This window comes from Mycobacterium conspicuum (genome assembly GCF_010730195.1).
GTDB lineage: Bacteria > Actinomycetota > Actinomycetes > Mycobacteriales > Mycobacteriaceae > Mycobacterium > Mycobacterium conspicuum.
Map to the genome: position 1 here is coordinate 3,053,314 of NZ_AP022613.1, position 15,574 is coordinate 3,068,887.

General features: G+C 67.3%; 15 protein-coding genes and 1 pseudogene. 7 read left to right on the forward strand and 9 right to left on the reverse strand.

Annotation, left to right across the window (positions count from 1 at the left end):
• Positions 1-22 precede the first annotated feature (22 nt).
• Positions 23-670, forward strand: coding sequence for a class I SAM-dependent methyltransferase (locus G6N66_RS14275; protein ID WP_085231020.1), 648 nt, complete (start codon positions 23-25; stop codon positions 668-670).
• Here the strand turns inward: G6N66_RS14275 and G6N66_RS14280 are convergent.
• From G6N66_RS14280 to G6N66_RS14290, 3 genes are read right to left on the reverse strand one after another with little or no spacing between them, the layout of a single operon-like run.
• Complete coding sequence (locus tag G6N66_RS14280) at positions 657-1,733, reverse strand: prenyltransferase (protein WP_085231021.1); 1,077 nt, start codon at positions 1,731-1,733, stop codon at positions 657-659. The genes G6N66_RS14275 and G6N66_RS14280 overlap by 14 nt on opposite strands.
• Positions 1,714-2,574, reverse strand: a complete 861-nt coding sequence (locus G6N66_RS14285; RefSeq protein ID WP_372515994.1) for a class I SAM-dependent methyltransferase — start codon at positions 2,572-2,574, stop codon at positions 1,714-1,716. The genes G6N66_RS14280 and G6N66_RS14285 overlap by 20 nt, the downstream gene beginning before the upstream one ends.
• A complete protein-coding gene (locus G6N66_RS14290) occupies positions 2,487-3,743 on the reverse strand; it encodes a glycosyltransferase family 4 protein (RefSeq protein ID WP_085231023.1) in 1,257 nt (418 codons plus the stop codon). The genes G6N66_RS14285 and G6N66_RS14290 overlap by 88 nt, the downstream gene beginning before the upstream one ends.
• A gap of 244 nt (positions 3,744-3,987) precedes the next feature.
• Here G6N66_RS14290 and G6N66_RS14295 point away from each other — a divergent pair, with 244 nt between their 5' ends.
• The gene (locus G6N66_RS14295; RefSeq protein WP_085231024.1) at positions 3,988-4,749 is read left to right on the forward strand and encodes a DUF1906 domain-containing protein; all 762 of its coding nucleotides are present in this window, start codon (positions 3,988-3,990) and stop codon (positions 4,747-4,749) included.
• On the opposite strand, the gene G6N66_RS14300 is transcribed toward G6N66_RS14295, so the two are convergent.
• The gene (locus G6N66_RS14300; RefSeq protein WP_169721503.1) at positions 4,739-5,797 is read right to left on the reverse strand and encodes a class I SAM-dependent methyltransferase; all 1,059 of its coding nucleotides are present in this window, start codon (positions 5,795-5,797) and stop codon (positions 4,739-4,741) included. The genes G6N66_RS14295 and G6N66_RS14300 overlap by 11 nt on opposite strands.
• Positions 5,798-5,987: 190 nt before the next feature.
• Here G6N66_RS14300 and G6N66_RS30440 point away from each other — a divergent pair.
• The 5 genes and pseudogenes from G6N66_RS30440 to G6N66_RS14325 form a co-directional block, all read left to right on the forward strand.
• Positions 5,988-6,992: pseudogene (locus tag G6N66_RS30440) on the forward strand (acyl-CoA dehydrogenase family protein); the annotation flags it as partial.
• A 161-nt stretch (positions 6,993-7,153) separates the two neighbouring features.
• Complete coding sequence (locus G6N66_RS14310; protein WP_163645846.1) at positions 7,154-8,230, forward strand: acyl-CoA dehydrogenase family protein; 1,077 nt, start codon at positions 7,154-7,156, stop codon at positions 8,228-8,230.
• Between the two features lie 6 nt (positions 8,231-8,236).
• Positions 8,237-9,610, forward strand: a complete 1,374-nt coding sequence (locus tag G6N66_RS14315) for a 4-hydroxyphenylacetate 3-hydroxylase N-terminal domain-containing protein (RefSeq protein ID WP_085231026.1) — start codon at positions 8,237-8,239, stop codon at positions 9,608-9,610.
• A 69-nt stretch (positions 9,611-9,679) separates the two neighbouring features.
• Complete coding sequence (locus tag G6N66_RS14320) at positions 9,680-10,897, forward strand: LLM class flavin-dependent oxidoreductase (protein ID WP_085231027.1); 1,218 nt, start codon at positions 9,680-9,682, stop codon at positions 10,895-10,897.
• Positions 10,894-11,835 (forward strand): LLM class flavin-dependent oxidoreductase, encoded by a 942-nt coding sequence (locus tag G6N66_RS14325; protein WP_085231028.1) that lies wholly within the window; start codon positions 10,894-10,896, stop codon positions 11,833-11,835. The genes G6N66_RS14320 and G6N66_RS14325 overlap by 4 nt, the downstream gene beginning before the upstream one ends.
• Here G6N66_RS14325 and G6N66_RS14330 read toward each other — a convergent pair.
• From G6N66_RS14330 to G6N66_RS14350, 5 genes are all read right to left on the reverse strand, one after another.
• The gene (locus G6N66_RS14330) at positions 11,782-12,564 is read right to left on the reverse strand and encodes an SDR family NAD(P)-dependent oxidoreductase (RefSeq protein WP_085231029.1); all 783 of its coding nucleotides are present in this window, start codon (positions 12,562-12,564) and stop codon (positions 11,782-11,784) included. The two genes, G6N66_RS14325 and G6N66_RS14330, sit on opposite strands and share 54 nt — an antisense overlap.
• A complete protein-coding gene (locus tag G6N66_RS14335) occupies positions 12,561-13,247 on the reverse strand; it encodes a GntR family transcriptional regulator (RefSeq protein ID WP_232079507.1) in 687 nt (228 codons plus the stop codon). The genes G6N66_RS14330 and G6N66_RS14335 overlap by 4 nt, the downstream gene beginning before the upstream one ends.
• Before the next feature lie 10 nt (positions 13,248-13,257).
• Positions 13,258-13,899 carry a carboxymuconolactone decarboxylase family protein gene (locus G6N66_RS14340; protein ID WP_085231031.1) on the reverse strand — a complete coding sequence of 214 codons (642 nt, stop codon included), beginning with the start codon at positions 13,897-13,899 and terminating at the stop codon, positions 13,258-13,260.
• Positions 13,900-13,981: 82 nt separating this feature from the next.
• A complete protein-coding gene (locus tag G6N66_RS14345; RefSeq protein ID WP_179968275.1) occupies positions 13,982-14,653 on the reverse strand; it encodes a TetR/AcrR family transcriptional regulator in 672 nt (223 codons plus the stop codon).
• 129 nt (positions 14,654-14,782) lie between these two features.
• A complete protein-coding gene (locus G6N66_RS14350; protein ID WP_085231032.1) occupies positions 14,783-15,556 on the reverse strand; it encodes an enoyl-CoA hydratase/isomerase family protein in 774 nt (257 codons plus the stop codon).
• Positions 15,557-15,574 lie beyond the last annotated feature (18 nt).

Below are 15,574 nucleotides of genomic sequence, written 5' to 3' on the forward strand. Positions count from 1 at the left end.
TGACTCGCGATAGGTTCGTCTGATGAGCCGTGTCGAAGCAAGTTCCACCGAGCGCCTGTTCGCGCTCGCCGAACAGGTACCGGGTTTCATGCCGGCCGACGAGGGACGCGCGCTGCATGACGCGGCGCTGCGATACCTCGACGGCGGCCTTGCCGTCGAAATCGGCACCTACTGCGGCAAATCCACCCTGTTGCTCGGCGCGGCGGCACAGCAGACCTCCAGCGTGCTGTACACGATCGACCACCATCACGGCTCCGAGGAACACCAGCCCGGCTGGGAGTATCACGACGCGTCGCTGGTCGACGAGGTCACCGGCCTGTTCGACACGCTGCCCACGTTCCGCCGCACCCTGGACGCGGCGGGATTGGACGATCATGTCGTCACCATCGTGGGCAAGTCGCCGATCGTGGCCAAGGGTTGGCGGTCACCCTTGCAGTTGTTGTTCATCGACGGCGGTCACAGCGAAGACGCTGCCAATCAGGACTTCGACGGCTGGGCGAAGTGGGTCGCGGTGGGTGGGGCGTTGCTCATTCACGACGTGTTTCCCGATCCCAAATACGGCGGCCGTCCGCCGTATTTGATCTATTGCCGCGCAATCGATTCCGGTGAGTTCCGGGAAGTCTCGGCCACCGGCTCGCTGCGGGTGCTCGAGCGAATCAGCGCCCGGTAGCCACGCATTCGCAATCGAAGTCGGTCTGCAGGCCCATCGGCAGGCCCTCGCCCCGGAAGATCCCCGCGCCCGCGGTGGTGTTCGACAACGCGTCGGCCGCCAGGATCATCGCCGCCCCGGTCCAGGTCGTGCGTTCCTCGGGCCAGCGTTTGCCGTCGGCGAACACCAACCCCGTCCAATACGAGCCGTCGTCTTCGCGCAGGTGCTGCATCGCGGCGAATTGCTGATGCGCGGCCGATCGGTGACCGATGGCATCGAGCGCCATCACCAGCTCGCACGTCTCGGCGCCGGTCACCCAGGGCCGGTCGCTGACGCACCGGATGCCCAGCCCGTCGACCACAAAAGTGTCCCAGCGCTGCTTGATTCGCGCGGCGGCGGCCGGGCCGCGCAGCGCCCCGCCCAGGATGGGGTAGTACCAGTCCATCGAGTAGCGATCCTTTTCGGTGAACGCCTCCGGGTGTGCGGCGATCGCGTGACCCAGTGCGCCCAGCGCCAGTTCCCACTCCGGCTGCGGTTCGCCGACCAGTGCGGCGAGGGCCAGCGCGCACCGGATGCTGTGGAAGATGCTTGCGCACCCGGTCGTCAACGCCTCGGAGACTGGGCCCGATTCGCCTCGTGCCCAACAAATCTCACCGTAGCCGACCTGCAGGTCGATGACGAAGTCGATCGCCTTGTGCACCACCGGCCACATCGTCGCGGCAAAGGACTTGTCGCCGGTGACCAACACGTGGTGCCAGACGCCGGCGGCGATGTAGGCGCAGAAGTTGCTGTCACTGTTGGCGTCTTCGACTGTCCCGCAACGGGTCTGGATCGCCCAGGAACCGTCGGGCCGTTGCGTTCGGCGACTCCACTCGAACGCCGCCCGCGCCGGCTCCAGCAACCCGGCCGCGGTGAGGGCCATCGCGTTTTCCACGTGATCCCACGGATCGGTATGACCACCCTCAAACCAGGGGATCGCACCCGATGGTTCTTGGGCGGCGGCGATCGATCGCGCGGTTTGGCGGCACTGCTCGGCAGTCAGCACGCCCGGAACGGACGGCGCGTTAAAGCGACGCAACTGCATTCCCCAGTTGCTCTTCGCCTTCCGCCACTTGCGGTTTGGTGAAATGCTTGGTGAAGTACAAAGCCACGCTCTTGCCCACCAGCGGGTTGAGCAGTGACTCGGCGACCCGCGTTAGCTTCGGCCGCTGCATCAGATCCCACACCAGCAGCTTGTGATAGGCGGCGACCACGGGATGGTCGGGCTTGGAGACTCCCACCGCGCATTTCAGCCACCAGAACGGCGAATGCAGTGCGTGCGCGTGATGGGAATGCGTCAAAGTCATTCCGCCCGTGCCGGCCCGGGCGATCTTGTCGCGCAACTCGCTGGCCCGGTAGATGCGCACATGGCCGCCCTCGTTGCTGTGATACTCGTCGGACAGCAACCAACACACCCGCTCGGGCAGCCACCGCGGCACGCTGACCGCCAGTGTGCCACCGACTTTGAGCACCCTGATCAGTTCGGCGATGGCGGCATCGTCGTGGGGCACATGCTCCAGGATTTCGGACGCGATGACACAGTCGAAGGTCTCGTCTGCGTACGGCAACTTCAACGCGTCACCGACCACCGCCTTGGCCGACGCGGTCACGGGCGCCTCACCGCTTTCGGCCATCGCGGTCAGAATGGTTTCCACCGAACGTAATTCGGACTCGTCCTGGTCGAATGCGATGACGTCGGCGCCGCGCCGATACGCCTCGAAGGCATGCCTGCCGGCGCCGCAACCGACGTCGATGACCTTGGTGGACGGACCGATCCCCAGCCGGTCGAAATCGAGTGTCAGCACCGCGATTCGCCTTCGGAAACGGCATTTCGCGCGATTGCCCGCTCGTAGACCCGCACGGTCTGGGCGGCCACGGCTTCCCAGGAGAAGACATTGACGGCGCGCTCCCTGCCCGCGTTGCCCAGGCGGCGGCGCTTTTCCGGCGAGTCGAGCAGCTCGCCGAGCGCATGGGTCAGCGCGTCGACGTCGGCGGCCGGCACCAGTTCCGCGCACGCGCCATCGGTGCCCAAAACCTCCGGCAACGCACCCACCCGGCTGGCCACGATCGGGGTGCCACTCGCCATGGCTTCCACCGCCGGCAGCGAAAACCCTTCGTAGAGCGACGGAATGCAGGCGACCTCAGCCGATGCGAACAGCGCCGCCAACTCGGCGTCGGTCAGTCCATTGCTGATGTGCACGATGTCGGTGATGCCCAGCTCGGCGATGAGTTTCTCGGTCGGCCCGTTGGGCTCCACCTTGGCCACGAGCCGCAATTCGAGATTGCGGCTGGTGCGAAGTCTGGCGACCGCGTGCAGCAGGGTGCTGACGCCCTTGAGCGGGGTGTCGGCGCTGGCGATGGCCATCACCCGGCCGGGTTGGCGCGGTAGCGATCCCGGCTTGAACAACTCGGTGTTGGCGCCCAAAGGCACCACGTGGAGCTGATCCGGGGAGACACCGAAGTCGGTGACGATGTCCGCCGCGGATGACGACGAGACGGTCAGCAGGTCCGGGATCTGGCGCGCCACCTGCTTCTGCATGTTGGAGAACCCATACCACCTGTGCACCAACGGCTTTCGCCACCATCGTGCGGCGGCCAGGTCGAGCACTCGGTCGCGGGTGATCGGGTGGTGCACCGTGGCCACCACCGGCAGACCCGAGGCCGCGATGCCGAGCAGCCCGGTACCCAGGCTCTGGTTGTCGTGGACGAGGTCGAAATCGCCTGCACGGCCGGCTAACAACCGCGCCACCCGCATGGTGAACGTGCGTGGCTCGGGAAAGCCCGCGGTCCACATGGTGGCGAGTTCCAACAGGTCGATCGAGGTGCGGATCTCGCTGGGCCGCGGCACCCGGAACGGGTCGGGCTCACGGTAGAGATCGAGGCTGGGTACTTCGGTCAATCGCACCCGCGGGTCGAGCAGCTCCGGATAGGGCTGGCCGGAGAAGACCTCGACGTCGTGACCCAGGTCCACCAACCCCCGGCTCAGATGGCGCACATAAACGCCCTGTCCGCCGCAATGGGTCTTGCTCCGATAGGACAGCAGGGCAATCCGCATACTCAACCCTTCTGCGTTGGATGAAACGACGGCGGAACCTTGTCCCCCCATCCGCCGCGATCAACCGGACGCCCGACCCCGTCGTAGCAAACTGGACACCTGTCCAGACTATAGTTCGACCATCTAATCGACGCAACGCGGCCTCCGGGGCATCGGCGGTGCACGCCACGCGATCAGCTGAACCAGCATGTCATGAGCCTGTTACCGCGATCGGCCGGGGTGCGCTTTTGCTACCATCGCGCCGATGCCTGAGCGACCCGTCTCGAGACGCGAAGTCTTCAAATACGCGCTTTCACCGGCTCTGCTGAGCCTGGGGACGCTCGCGGCGGCGCCCGGCTGGCCGCCGGCGTCGGCGGCCGCCACGCAGCTGATCGATTTTGCCGAGCGCAGGATCCCACCGGATGAGATCAAGTCGGCCGGCTATGACGGAGTGATCAACTACGTGTCCGAAGAGCGTCCGGGTGCGCACTTCGAGGCTAAGCCGATCACCCGCGACTACGCCGACGCGCTGCGCGCGGCCGGCCTGCACATCGTCAGCAACTTCCAGTACGGCAAGCCGGGCTGGCCCACACCGTCGGACTACACCCGCGGGCATGACGGCGGCGTGGCCGACGCCCAGACCGCGCTGCGCCTGCACAACGCGGCGGGTGGAACCGGTTCTGCGCCGATCTTTTTCAGCGTCGACGACAACATCGACGTCGCCACCTGGAATGGCATTGCGGTTGACTGGTTTCGGGGCATCAACTCGGTCCTGGGCGTGGAGCGCACCGGCATCTATGGGCACGCCAACGCCTGTGGCTGGGCCGTGCGGGACGGCGTGATCGGGCACTCCACCAGCCCCGGGTTCCGGTGGGCATGGCAGACGAAGGCATGGTCGAACGGGCAACGTGAGCCCACGGCGGTGCTGTATCAGGGGATCCTCGAAGGCCCCGTCTTGAACGGCATCAAAGTAGACGTCGACGACGTCCTGGCACCCGACTACGGGCAGTGGGATCTCAACCGGTGACCTGATGGCTCGTCTTCCGGTAGACCAGCCAGCGCAGTTCGATCGGGGATTCGTCACGCTCGAGGTCGAAGATGTCGAGGCCGCTGGCCCATCCGTCGAACCAGCCGGTCGGCGGCCAAGCGCCTTCGGGTAGGTGGGCCTTTTCGTAGTCGTAGGCCGAGTCATCGGCAACGAGCTCGAGCGGCAGCTGGGCCGCCGCTCCGTTCACCTCGTCGCGGGTGAAGATCATGCTGTTGAACTGCTGCCCGAGTTCGCGCGCGGCGTCGTCGGGGGTGTAACCCGGGCGCGGCAAGAAGGTGTTGAGCACCAGGTGCCCGCCGGGAACCAACAGCTGCGCGCACAATTCGAAAAGCCCGCGCAACTGCGCCGCGACGCGGAAGTCCGGCACCACCTCGGAGACCACGATCAGCTGATATTCGGACTCCACTCCATCGGTGGCGGTGAACACGTCGGCCTCGATGACGCGGACGTCCAGCGCCTCGGCCTCGGCCTCCGAGCGGATGGTCTCGGCGAACTTCGCGGTCATCTCGACCGCGTCCACCGGATGCCCGCGTCGCGCCAGGGCCAGCGCGTTGCGCCCGGTACCGGCGCCGATGTCGAGGACCCGATGGGTTTTGGGATCGGCCGCCGCGTCGGCCAGCGCGCACACCCGCGCGTCCGGCTCGCTGCCGAACAGCGGTGGCTGACGTATCGCGACCCAGCGGTCGTAATCCTCTTCGATCGTCCGCCATTCCGCTTTCACGCGATAGTTGAGCGTGGTGCCCCAGGGCGCGTTGAACTCGATGACGACGACCGAACGCGAAGAGGTCTTGTACGCCTTTGTCAGTTCGCCCTGCAGCACCCTCTTGAGCTGAGCGGACTCCTCAACCGTGTACCGAATGCCCATGCCGGCAAAGATCTTTTCGCACATTTCGACGTACTCATCGACCATGCTGGGAACGGCCGGCACCGTGAGTTTGCCCTCGGCCTCAGCTCGGCGATGTAACCGCCGGGCCATCGCTTCGCGCAGCACTGGTGCGTCGAAGGAGCTGGGGGGTGGGCCGTCCACCAGACTCTATGTACACGACCCGACCGGTTCACACCAGCCGGGGGACGTCGCGGGAGCATTGCATACAAAAGCCGGTGTAGTCGGTATTGACACCCGTCAATTCGGCCCTAATGTATACAAAATGGCTGTCTCGCTTGACGCGATCTCGGCTGCCTCCGAACACCAGTCCGCTCTTGCAGACCTTCGCGACATGGTGCGCAGGGTGGTGGCGAAGCACCTGCCGCTACCGGAAGCGCGGCACGCGGACGCGGCTGCGGCGCGGCGCGCGGGTTGGACCGCGCTGGCCGAGCTGGGATTGCTCGGCATCGCGATCCCCGAACACTACGGCGGCAGCGGGGCGGGGTTGGTCGAACAGACGATTGTCTGCGAGGAACTCGCTCGGGAGCTCGGGGCGCCGCCGTATCTGGCCACGGCGTGCCTGGCCGGCGAAGCGCTGTTGGCCTCCGGTGACGAATCCGCCTGCGCCGCACTGCTACCCGGCATCGCCGCTGGCGAGTTGGCCGCCACGGTCGCCGACGGCATCGGCCGTGCCGAACGCGCAGGGCAAGGCTGGGTGGTCAGTGGCGACTTCCACCACGTCCCCGACGGCGCCGACGCGGACGTGGTGCTGATGGCCGCCGACACCGACGGTGGCCCAACGCTTTTCGCGGTGGAAGGCTGTGACCAGATGCACCGCGAGCGGCTGTCCACCCTGGACACCACCCGGCCGCTGGCCAACCTCCGGCTGGTTGGCGCCCCGGGCCGCCCGGTCGGTGTCGCCGGCGCGGCCTCGTCCGTGCTGGCCTCGGTGCGGCTGCGCGCGACGGCCTTGCTGGCCGCCGAGCAGGCGGTGCTCGCCGAGCAGTGCGTCGAGCTCACTAGGCGGTATCTGTTGGATCGCAGGCAGTTCGGCCGTCAGATCGGCGGATTTCAGGCGCTCAAGCATCGTCTCGCCGACGCCGCGGTGCGCGCCGAACTGTGCGCCGGCAGCGCGTGGTATGCGATCCAGCAGCTGGCCGCCGGTGCGGCCGACGCGGAGTTCGCCGTGCTGGTCGCGGCGGCGGCATGTGGCGATGCGGCGCTGCAGAACGCCGCCGAGATGATCCAGTTGCACGGCGGTATCGGGTACACCTGGGAGCATTTCGCGCACCTGTATCTGCGGCGGGCCAAGGCCGACCAGTACCTCTTCGGCACACCGTCGCAGCATCGCGACCGGCTCGGCGCCGCCGTCGTCGGAAACCCCTCGGCGCCAACCGAACCGGCTCAGGTTGCGTCGTCGCCCGCGGTCGACCAACTGCGCCGCTGGCTGGCAGAGCACCTGACCGACGAGGTCGCCGGCGACAACGCATTGCCGCCGCCGGGGAGAAGTACTCGCCGGTGCGGCGCGACTGGTATCGCCGGCTCGGCGAGGCCGGGTGGTCGACACCGACCTGGCCACCCCAGTACGGCGGCCGCGGGCTGGGCCGCGACGAAGGCGGCGCCGTCGTCGAGGAGCTGCGCCGCCGCGGCGTGGACCGACCCGAGGAAGACTTCGTCGGCGTGTGGCTGGCCGGCCCGACGATCCTGCAGTGGGGCACCGACGAGCAACGCGAGACGTACCTGCGCCCGCTGGCGTGCGGCGAGCACCGCTGGTGCCAGCTGTTCAGTGAGCCGGGCGCCGGATCCGATCTGGCCTCGCTGGCGACCTCGGCGGTGCGCATCGACGGCGATCGCTGGTTGGTCAACGGGCAGAAGATCTGGAGTTCCTTCGCCAACACGGCCGACTTCGGTTTGCTGATGGCCCGCACCGACCCGTCGTTGCCCAAACACGCCGGGATCACCTACTTCCTGCTTGACATGCGCACACCTGGAGTCGAGGTGCGACCGCTTCGGCAGATGACCGGCGACGCCGAGTTCAACGAGGTCTTTTTGACCGACGTCGTCGTTCCCGACTCGGCACGCTTGGGTCCGCTGAACGCCGGATGGCAGGTCGGCATCAGCACCCTGATGCAGGAACGCAACAGCCTCACCGGGCCGCCGGTGGTCGGCCCCGGAGTGGCCGACCAGCTCATCGCCGAAGCCGTCGACAGCGGGGCCTGGGACAACGCCGACGTTCGAGACCGGTTGCAGCGCATGCTCGTTGACGAACGCGCACTGCAGAGTGCAAGCTTTCGCGCCAGCGTCACGCCGGAACGCAACCCGGGTGCCATCGACTCCATTCGCAAGCTCGTCAGCGCGGACCTGCACGAACGCACCGGCCGCATCCGCGTCGACTTGGCGCCGCACCTCACGTTGGGCTGGCCGTCCGATGCCGAGATGCCCTCCGGCACAAGGTCCTTCCTGGAGATGAAGAAGTTCTGCATTGCGGGGGGCACGTCGGAAATCCAGCGCAATATCATCGCCGAACGGGTGCTGGGGCTGCCCCGCGAGCCCGACCCCGATCGTGACAAGCCGTTCAACCGGAGGAGCGTGTAACCGAACATGATGACCGGCGAGCAGTACAAGAACTCGTTGCGCGACGGCCGACGGATCTACCAGGACGGCAAGCTGGTCGCCGACCTGGATACCGATTCCTTGCTCGCGCCGGCGCTGGACGCGGTGGCCGCGGGATACGACGAGTACTACCGGCCCGACGCGGACGCGGTGAACCCGTTGGTGGAGGCGCCGCGCACCGTCGAGGAACTGCGCGAGCGCGTGCCCGTCCTGACCGAGATGGACCTGCTGCTCAACGTCACCTACCAGTCGCTCATGACGCTGGTGGTGGCGGCCGCGCGGTTGGGCGACGCGCACCCCGAGTTCGTCGCGCGCATCAATGCCTATGTGGCACAAGCCCGCCGCGACGACATCCGGATCGCCGAGTGCATCACCGACTCCAAGGGCGATCGGTCCAAGGCCCCGGCCGCGCAGGACGACCCCGACCAGTACGTGCGTGTGGTGCAGCGCCGCGCCGACGGCGTGGTGATCCGCGGCGCGAAGTTGCACATCAGCGCGGCGCCGTTCGCCCACCACCTGCTGGTCATGCCGACCAAGTCGATGAAACCGGGGGAGGAGGACTACGCGATCGCGTGCGCCGTCCCGGTGAACGCCGCCGGCGTGCACGTGATCAGCCGTACCGTGCAGGCGCGCGGCGGCGACGAGCGGGACCACCCGGTGAGCTCCGGGCGCAGCATGCCCGACGGATTCGTGATCTTCGACGACGTCTTCGTGCCGCACGAGCACGTGTTCCTCGACGGTGTCGCGGCGCAGGCGGGAATCTTCGCGCACTCGCTGGGCCTGTGGGAGCGCCTCGGCGGCACGGCGGTGATGGTGGAGCAGGCCGACGAGATGGTGGGCCTGGCCCAGCTGATCGCGGAAGCCAATGGCACCGCCCGGGTTTCGCACATCCGCGAGAAGATCGACGAGATGATGATCCACGCCACCATGCTGCGGGCGGGCATGGAGGCCGCGATCAGCAACGCGCACACCACGCCGGAGGGCTACTACTATCCCGACGACCTGTACACCAACGCGACGAAATACCTTGGCGCCGCGAACTTCAACCTGATGGTGCGCCACCTGCACGACATCGCCGGCGGCGGCGTGATCACCACGCCGTCGATGGCCGACCTGGACAACCCCGATGTCGGGCCGCAGTTGCGCAAGTACCTGACCGGCGCATCCGAGGTCGACGGCGACACCCGCGCCAAACTGTTTCACGCCATCCGGGATGCCACCGCTGACGCGTACGGCGGCTGGCACCTGGTCACCAACGTCCAATCCGGCGGCGGCCTGTTCGCCCAGCGCCTGGTGACCCGCAAGCACTACGACCTCGAGCGCGCCAAACGCCTGGCCAGGCGGGCCGCGGCGCTCGACTGAGGCACCGCCTACCCCCCGCGAGCGGCGACCGACCTTGCGTGAACGTGAACGTGGACGTAGATTCAGGCCATGCGCTTTGGTGTGTTCATCGCTCCCTACCACATGGTGGGCGACAATCCGACGCTTTCCTTCGAACGTGACCTGCAGCTGGTCGAGGCCGTCGAGGAGCTGGGCTACGAGGAAGCGTGGTTCGGTGAACACCATTCCGGTGGAACGGAAATCAGCGGCGCACCGGATCTGATGATCGCCACGGCGGCGGCCCGCACCAAGCGCATCCGGCTGGGGACCGGCGTGGCGTCCCTGCCGTATCACCACCCCTTCATGTTCGCCGACCGGATGGTGCAGCTCGACCACCTGACGCGAGGCCGGCTGATTGTGGGCGTCGGGCCGGGTGCGCTGCCGGGTGACGCCTACATGATGGGCATCGAGACGACGCGGCAACGCGACATGATGCTCGAGTCGCTGGAGGCGGTGCTCGAATTGTGGCGCGACGAGGCGCCGGTGAACCGGGAGACCGACTGGTTCACGCTGCGCGACGCCCGGTTGCAATTGCGGCCCTACAGCAGGCCCAGCATCGAGGTCAGTGTGGCGGTGACGGCGTCACCCTCGGGACCGGTGGCGGCGGGCAAATTCGGCATCGGGTTGTTGTCGATCGCGGCGACCCAGCGGAAGGCGTTCGACGCGCTGGCGCGCAACTGGCGGACCGCCACCGAGACCGCGGCCGCGCATGGGCAAACGGTGAGTCGGGAAAAGTGGCGGATGGTCGGACCGATGCACATCGCCGAAACCGAGGAGCAGGCGCGCCGCGAGGTCGAGATCGGCTTGGCGCAGTGGGTGGACTACTTCCAAAACGTCGGGGCGATACCGATTTTGGGCGATTTCGACCCGGGAGAGGACATCGTCGCCGCGGTGAATGAGACCGGGGTCGGTGTGATCGGCACGCCCGACATGGCGATCGACCAGTTGCGCCGGCTGGAAAGGCAGTCCGGCGGTTTCGGCACCTATCTGTTGATGGCGCACGAATGGGCCAACCGTGAGGCCACGCTGCGCTCCTACGAGTTGATCAGTCGCTACGTCATGCCGGTGTTCCAGGATTCGCTCGAACCGCTCGAGCGCAGCCGGGACTGGACGATCTTCCACCGCGAGACACTGATGGGCAACATCACCAATGCGATCGTCGGTGCCACCCAGCAGTTCCTGGAGGAGCGCGACGCCCGCCGGCGCGCTGCAGCCGCTGAAGCCGCTGAAGCCGCAGCCCAGAACGAAAGCCTGCACGCCGGCCGGTGATCGACTTCGGGGCGCTGCTGTTTCCCAACGTCGCGTGGTCGACGCTGGTGGACCGGTGCGAGCGTGCCGAGGAGTTGGGGTTTCGCAGCCTGTGGATCGATGATCACGTCGCCAACCCCCAGGCACCGAGGTCGAATTGGTACGAGGCGTTCACGACGCTGTCCGGCCTGGCCAACTGCACCAGGCGGATCTTGCTGGGGCCGTTGGTGTCCAATGTCATCCTGCGACATCCGGTGGTGCTGGCCCGGCAAGCCGTCACGATCGAGAACATGTCGGGTGGCCGGCTGCAGTTGGGTATCGGTGCCGGCTACGCACCCACCGACCACGAGCTGGTCGGCACGGCGCCCTGGCCGCGGCGGGAACGCGAGGCACGGTTCGCCGAAGCGGTCGAGTTGATCGACGCGTTGCTACGCGCCGAGCCCGTCGACTATGCGGGGGAGCACTACCACGTCCGCGGTGTTCGGCTTCGCCCGGCACCGCTGCAGCGTCCCCGTCCGCCGATGTGCATTGCCGCGCATGGCCGTTCGAGCCTGCGGTTGGTCGCCCAGTTCGGCGACATCTGGAGTTCGTTCGGTGGTTGGGGGCTGTCCTCACCCGAGCTGCTGGCCATCACCAAAGAGCGCGCCGCCGCCCTCGACGAGTTCTGCGCCGAGTTCGGCCGAAACCCATCCAGCATTCGCCGCCAAATCCTGGCCGGCAGCCCAGCGACCACGCCGGACCCGATCTGGTCGTCGGTGCAGGCCTTCGACGAATGGGTGGCCCGCTGGCGGCAGGTCGGCATCGACGAGATCGTGCTGTATTTTCCGCCCGAGCTCCTCTACGAGCCGGATCTGGTCAATCCCGTTGTGCTGGAACACTTACGGGGCTTGTTGCTCGCCCGCCGGTCAGGTAATCAGAGCGCCGCCGTCAACGGGCAGCGCCGCGCCACTCACGAATGATGCGGCCGGGCTGGCCAGGAATAGGACCGCGGCGGCCACCTCGTCGGGTTCGCCCAGCCGGGCGGCGGGCACCCGATGCGCCACGAAGTCGTCGTTGAAGCCGTCGGGCGTCAGCTCGGCCAGACCGGTGGACAAGAATCCTGGCGCCACCGCGTTGACCCGAATCCCCTTGCGGCCGGTCCACTGCCGGGCCAGATCCCGCGTGAGCCCCAGCAACCCCGCCTTGCTCGACACGTAGCCCGCCTGGGGGAGCGTCGTCGTCGTCAGCCCGAGGATGCTGCTGATCATGACGATGGCCGAACCCGGCCGCATGACGCGCCCGCACGCCTGGCTCATCCAGTAGGCGCCCATCAGGTTCACCTCGACCGTGCGTCGGAACTGGGCCGGGTCTTCCCGCGTCGCGGGCGCCGCGGTGCCCACCCCGGCGTTGTTGACCAGCACATCCACCCGGCCGAACCGCTCCACGACCTCAGTGATTGCGGCAGTGCATGATTCGTGATCGGCGACGTCGACCCGAAAGGCGGCCGCGTCGATGCCGTCATCCCGCAGGCCGGCGCACCGGGCCTCGACGACCTCGAGGCGGCGTCCCGCCAGGGCGATGCGCGCCCCCGCGGCACCCAGGGCCCGTGCGATCGCCACCCCCAGCTCGGACGTCGCGCCGGTCACCACCGCGACGCGACCGTCCAACCGGAACCAGGCACCGACAGGGCCCCGAAGAGGAAGAGTCACGAAGCGTGCGTTTCGGTTTCGCGGCCCGGCTGAGCCCGCAACTGCAGCAGCGAGTCGCGGCCTTGCAAGATGTGCTCGGCCATCAACGCCCCGGCGCGCTGCGGCTCGCCCGCAGCAATCGCATCGCGCACCATCCGGTGAAACAGATTCGACCGCTGCCGTTCGGCCTCGGTCTGGTGCCGAAAGACCTGATACACCAACGGGATATCGACCGCGTGCTCCAGCAGAACCGACAGCCGCCGATGCTGCGCCCCCTCGACGACGGCTCGGTGAAAGGCGTTGTTGGCAGCGGTGATTCTGCGCAGCGCGGCATCGGCCGAACCGTTCGACATCAGCGCGATGCCCTCGTCGAACTCGGCGATCGCGGCATCCAGCGTCGCGATGGCGTCGGCGTCCATCCGGGTGGCGGCCCGTTCCGCCGCCAGTGACTCCAGCCGGGCGCGTAGCTCGTATTGGTCTCGGATGTCGGTTTCGGACATCGTCGCGACCATGGCGCCACGGTTTCGCTCGATGGTCACCAACCCGTCGGCGGCCAAGGCGCGCAACGCTTCTCGAACGGGAGTGCGGGACAGCTCGAACATCTCGCCGATGCGCTGTTCGACCAGTCGTGAGCCCGGCTCGAAATCGCCTTCCGCGATCGCGCGTCGGATGAGCCGGTAGGCCAGGTCCGAGCGGCCGTCCATCTCGGTCAAGTCAGTCACCTCCGGACGTGGCGGCGCCGATGTCCAGCACGCCGCCGCCCTCCGGATCGGCCACCTCCACGGTTGGATCGTCGACGTCGTCGAACTCCAGCCGCAACGCCCGCGACATGATCGCGTGCATGACGTACATAGTGGTGACGTAGGTGAATTCGAGGATCTCCGAATCGGTGAAGGCCTCGCGCAGTTGCGCAAAAAGCTGCTCGGGGACCCGACCGTGTTGGCCCGCAAGGCAATCGGCGTAGGCCAGCAGCAATCGCTCCTCGTGCTCGAAACAGTCGGCGGTTTCCCACGATGGAATGGCGGCGATCTTCTCCTCGGACAGCCCCGCCGACCGGCACGCCTTGCAGTGCTGCGAGAAGACGAATTGGCTGCCGACCACCCAACCGGCCCGGATCTGGCCCAGCTCACGGTCTTCCGGCCGCAGCTTGACTTCTTGGCGGTACAGCCGAAAGCCGCGCACGGCATGGCGCAACGCGGCGGGGGACTGCGCCATCACGGTCCACCAGTTGCCCAGCGTTCCGCCGACCGTGCCGGGCTCAGCCACCGGATCGCGGTCGCCAAACATGAAGTCGTACATCTTCAGCGTGAAGTCGTCGGTGACCTCACCGCGGGGGATTTGCTTTAAGCGTGGCATGATTGCATTCAATCTCAGCCTCGGCCGACGCGTCAACGCAGCTCGGCGACTCCGAGAAACGATGGATTGCGTACAGTCCGGTCTACGGGCGCAAGCCGGAGAGCACCATGGCGGCGAAGGCATCACCGATTTCCGTGAGCGTGTTGCGCCCCCCGGGCACGTACCAGCGGTGGATCCAGTTGTGCATGCCCAGAATGCCGAGCATTACCAGCCGCGGGTCGAGGTCCCCGCGGAAGACACCGGACGCCACGCCTTCCTGGACGATCGCGAGCAGCGTTTTGCCGTATGCGTCGGCGTTGGTGACGATGTCACGCGCTTCGAAAATGGTCGCGAGATGCTGGCTTTCGCTGAACAACAGAAACAGTTCCGGATTGGCGGCCAGATCGTCGACATAGGCGCGCAGCGCGCGACGCAGCTTCTCGTCGGCCGGCGCATCGGACTCCAGGGCCTCGCGACAATGCCGGGTCATCGTGTAGGCGGGCTGCTCGATCAGCGCAACGAGCAACTCCTCCTTGGTGCCGACGTAGTAGTAGAGCGAGGCGCGGTTGATGCCGACCTCGACGGCGACGTCCTCGAGGCGAGCCCGCGCGAATCCCTCGCGCAGGAAGACCTCGGCGGCTCCCTTGAGGATGGTTTGCCATCGCTCGCCGGAGGCGCGGCGATCGGCGTTGCGCCGCTCATGGCGCCGACGAGCATTGTCGCTCTGCGGTCGGGTGGCTGGAATCGTCGTCCTCCTAGTCGGTAGCGCGAACACACGCGAATACAAACGTACGGTATCAAGGCCCGGAGCTGCGCAAAGACGCAATTATCAACGTGAACGTTGACGTTGACAAACGGCCATTGGCGTCGTAGCGTGCCGATTGATGCCGAGTCATTTGCGCGTTCACTTGCGACCCAATTTCTCCATCGCGGCGCGGAAGTCGTCGTGCTCCATCGCGGCGGCTTCCAACGCCAGCGACAACGGGAGCACCGCGCCCGACGCCATGGCGAGCAAACGGTTGACCGCCGCCTTGGTGCCCTGGACCGCCTGGGGCGCCAGCTTCGCGAGCCGGACGGCGGTCGACATCGCCGTCGGAAGCACGTCGGCCGCCGGGACGACCCTGGTCACCAGGCCGAAGCGCTCGGCCTCGGCGGCGGTCAGCACCTCGCCGGTCATGAGCAGGTGCTTGGCGCGGTTGACCCCGACCAGCAACGGCCAGATCGCCGCCGCGCCATTGCCGGCCGGCAGCGCGGCGTGCACGTGCAGGTCGCCCAGCTTCGCCGAGTCGGCGACATACGAGATATCCGCGAGGGTGGCCAGCACGGCGCCCAGCCCGATCGCGTGCCCGTTGACGGCCGCGACCAGCGGCTTGGTCAAGGCGATGATGTCGTCGACGATGTGGCGCGCCTCCTCGATCGGGGTGCGCCCGGTCGCGGTGTGGTACCCGCGATCGCTGGATTCGTCGCCGCCGGCGGAAAACGTGCGGCCCGCGCCGGTCAGCACCACCGCACGCACCCGGCCGTCGTCCTGCGCCGCGGCGAAGACGGTGGACAACTCCGAATGCATGACGTCGTCAACGGCATTGGCTTTCTCCGGTCGATTCAGCGTCAACACCGCCACGCCGGTGGAGCCGTCCAGGCTGATGTCGATGGTGCGGTATGCGCCGGGATCGAGCATCGGGCGGTCCTCTCGATG